This is a genomic window from Streptomyces sp. B1866 (assembly GCF_031932565.1).
Classification (GTDB): Bacteria; Actinomycetota; Actinomycetes; order Streptomycetales; family Streptomycetaceae; genus Streptomyces.
Genome location: NZ_JAVSCF010000407.1, coordinates 1 through 3381, shown reverse-complemented (window position 1 = coordinate 3381; position 3381 = coordinate 1). Strand labels below are relative to the sequence as shown.

General features: G+C 77.3%; 1 protein-coding gene and 2 pseudogenes. All 3 read left to right on the top strand.

Going from position 1 to position 3381, the window contains the following annotated elements; translation table 11 throughout:
• A partial coding sequence (gene dacB, locus RKE29_RS28785; RefSeq protein ID WP_312008644.1) for a D-alanyl-D-alanine carboxypeptidase/D-alanyl-D-alanine-endopeptidase occupies positions 1-1186 on the top strand: 1186 nt, incomplete at its 5' end.
• A gap of 456 nt (positions 1187-1642) precedes the next feature.
• Positions 1643-2877: pseudogene (locus RKE29_RS28780) on the top strand (zinc-dependent metalloprotease).
• Positions 2878-3175: 298 nt separating this feature from the next.
• Positions 3176-3381: pseudogene (locus RKE29_RS28775) on the top strand (tRNA lysidine(34) synthetase TilS); the annotation flags it as partial.

Genomic DNA, 3381 nt, shown 5'->3' with positions numbered 1-3381 from the left:
CACCGGGCCCGGCCTGGCCAGGGCGCTCGGCCCGCTGCTGCGCGACCCGGCGCTCGGCCCGCTGCGCGCCGCGTCGGTGGTGGACGCGGCCACCGGGGGGACGGTGTTCGGGTCCGACGCGGCCGCCGCCGCCGTGCCCGCCTCCACGGTCAAGCTCGCCACCGGCGCCGCCGCCCTGTCCGCGCTCGGCCCCGGCCACCGCATCGCCACCGCGGTCGTGGGCGGGGAATCCGGCCAGATCGTGCTCGTCGGCGGCGGCGACCCCACCCTCACCGCCCGCCCGGCCACCGGCCCCGACCAGCCCGCGAGCCTGCGCGACCTGGCCGACCGGGCCGCCCGGGCGCTGGCCGCGCGCGGCGTGCGGCGGGTGCGCCTGGCGTACGACACGTCCCTCTACTCCGGCCCCGTCCTGCACCCCATCGGCCCGAACGAGAACCTCGCGCCCGTCGTCCCGCTCATGGCCGACGAGGGCCGCCTCGACGGCAGCGACCACGGCCCGGCCGACCGGGCGAAGGACCCGGCCGCCGACGCCGCGCGCGCGTTCGCGGACCTGCTGCGGGAGCGCGGCGTGGACGTGGCCGGGGACCCCGGGCAGACCGCCGCGCCGCGCGGCGCCGGCCGGCTGGCCGCCGTGTGGTCCCCGCCGCTGTCCGCGCTGGTCGAACGGATGCTGACCACCAGCGACAACGACATCGCCGAGGCCCTGGCCCGGCAGACCGCCCTCGCCTCCGGGCGGCCCGCCTCCTTCGACGGGGCCGCCCAGGCCGTGACCGCCCGGCTGGCCGCGCTGCGGCTGCCGGTCGGCGGCGCGCGCGTGGCGGACGGCAGCGGCCTGGACCGCGCCGACCGGGTCTCGGCCGCGCTGCTCTCCCAGGTGCTGCTGCGGGCCGCGAGCCCCGGCCACCCGGAGCTGCGGCCGGTCCTGACGGGCCTGCCGGTGGCCGGGTTCACGGGCACGCTGCGCGGCCGGTACGGGCAGGACGCGGCGTACGCGGCCGGGCGCGGCCTGGTGCGGGCCAAGACGGGCACGCTGACCGGGGTGAACACGCTGGCCGGCACGGTCGTGGACGCGGACGGGCGGCTGCTGGTCTTCGCCTTCATGACCAACGACACGACGGACGCGCAGGGCGCCCAGCACGCCCTCGACCGGCTCGCGTCGACGCTGGCGGAGTGCGGCTGCCGGTGACCCTCCGGGCGGCCCGTGGGTCCCCGTGGGTCCGTACGTCTCGCAGGCCCGTGGGACTCCGGGGCCTACGGGTCTACGGGCCTACGCTGACTGTCGAGCCCGTCGGCAGGGCGCCCGCCGAACGCGGTTCCGCCGGTCGGAAGTCCGCAGACCGTGCGTCCGCAGACCGTGCGTCCGGCAACCGGGAGGCCGGGCGGCCGTGAGTCCGCCGTCCGGGTCCCGGCCGACGTGCCCCGCGGCCTCAGCCCGGCCCCCGCCCGCCTTCCACCCGCTGGACCGGCCCGACCCCTGCCCGTCGGAGCCCGGCCGGGCTCCGCGCGCCGGGGCGCGCGCTCCCGTGCCATGCGCCCGCGCACGCGTCCCGCGTACGTCCGCTCCCGCCCCCGCCCGGCCCGCCGTGCCCGGCCGTCACCTCGTCTCCTCCCGTACGCCGCGCCGGGCACGTACCGTGAAGTCATGACGAGCGTCGGTGGTGCGGAGATGGTCGACTGGAATCTCGCGGTGGCGACGGCGACCCGGCTGGTACGGCCGGGACCGGAGGTGACCCGCGACGAGGCGCGCGCCGTCGTCGCGGAGCTGCGGCGGCACGCGAAGGCCTCGGAGGAGCACGTGCGGGCCTTCACCGGCATGTTCCCGCCCGCGGCGGCGGGGCCGGACGGCGAGCCGGGAGAGGGNTCCCGCCCGCGGCGGCGGGGCCGGACGGCGAGCCGGGAGAGGGGCCGTCCGCGGGCGGCGGGCCGGCGGACACGCCCGTGCTGGTCGTGGACCGCGCGGGCTGGATCAGGGCGAACGTGGCGGGCTTCCGCGAGGTGCTGGGGCCTTTGCTGGGCAGGATGCAGGAGCGGCGCGGCGGGATGCCGGGCGGCGCGGTGCTCAGCGCGGTCGGCGGCAAGGTGACCGGCGTGGAGCTGGGCATGCTGCTGTCCTTCCTGGCCTCCCGGGTGCTCGGCCAGTACGAGACGTTCGGCCGCGCCACGCGCGAGCTGCCCGCCGCGACGCCGGGCGGCGGCCGCCTGCTGCTGGTCGCGCCGAACATCGTGCACGTGGAGCGGGAGCTGGACGTGGCCCCGCACGACTTCCGGCTGTGGGTGTGCCTGCACGAGGAGACGCACCGCACGCAGTTCGCGGCCGTGCCCTGGCTGCGCGACCACATCGAGTCGGAGATCCAGGCGTTCCTCGGCGAGACGGACGTGGACCCGGCGACGCTGCTGGAGCGGTTCCGGGAGGCGGCCCAGTCGCTGGCGGGCGGCAGGCGGGAGGCCGGCGGCGGGGACGGCGAGGAGGAGCGCGGCGGGCGGAGCCTGGTGGAGCTGGTGCAGACGCCCGCCCAGCGGGAGATCCTGGCCCGGCTGACCGCGGTGATGTCGCTGCTGGAGGGCCACGCGGACTTCGTGATGGACGGCGTGGGCCCGGCTGTGGTGCCGAGCGTGGCGGAGATCCGGGAGAAGTTCCAGCAGCGGCGGGCCAGCGGCGTGGGCCGGCTCGACCAGGCGCTGCGCCGGCTGCTCGGCCTGGACGCCAAGCTGCGGCAGTACCGGGACGGCGAGCGGTTCGTGCGGGGGGTGGTGAACCAGGTCGGCATGGAGGGCTTCAACCGGGTGTGGACCTCGCCCAACACCCTCCCGACCAAGGCGGAGATCGGCAAACCAGCGGATTGGGTCGCGCGGGTGCACCGTAGGACGGATGGTTAGGGGTCGCACGCCTGGCGGCACGGGATTGACCTCCCAATCACTCGTCCGAGGGACCGTGGGCGACGGGTAGGCGTGCGATGCTCAGGGAACAGCACACTTCTGTCACCATTGAAGTACGCAGCGTTACGGGACTCGCCTGAGCCGCACGCCTCCGGTGGCTCTCCCGGCTCCCGCAGCACTCGGCAGCACTGGTCGGTACTCGCCGTCACTCGTCGTCCGGTGGGTACTCCGCGACAAGCACTCGTCGTTCCCGTACGGCACCGAGGTAGCCCCTCGGCCTCACAGATGGGATACGGACATGGGTCCCCATCCTGCGGTCGCCGCGATACGCCTGGCGGTCCGCCGCGTCCTCCACGACATCCTCCACGACGTGTTCGGGGGCGCCCTGGTCGGCGCCGGCGCCCCCGCGCAGGGCACGTCGGCGGGCGCGTCGTCCGCGGCCGTGCCGGCCGCGGCCGTCCCCACGGCGGCCGCTGCCACCGTGCCCGCCCCGACGAACGCCGC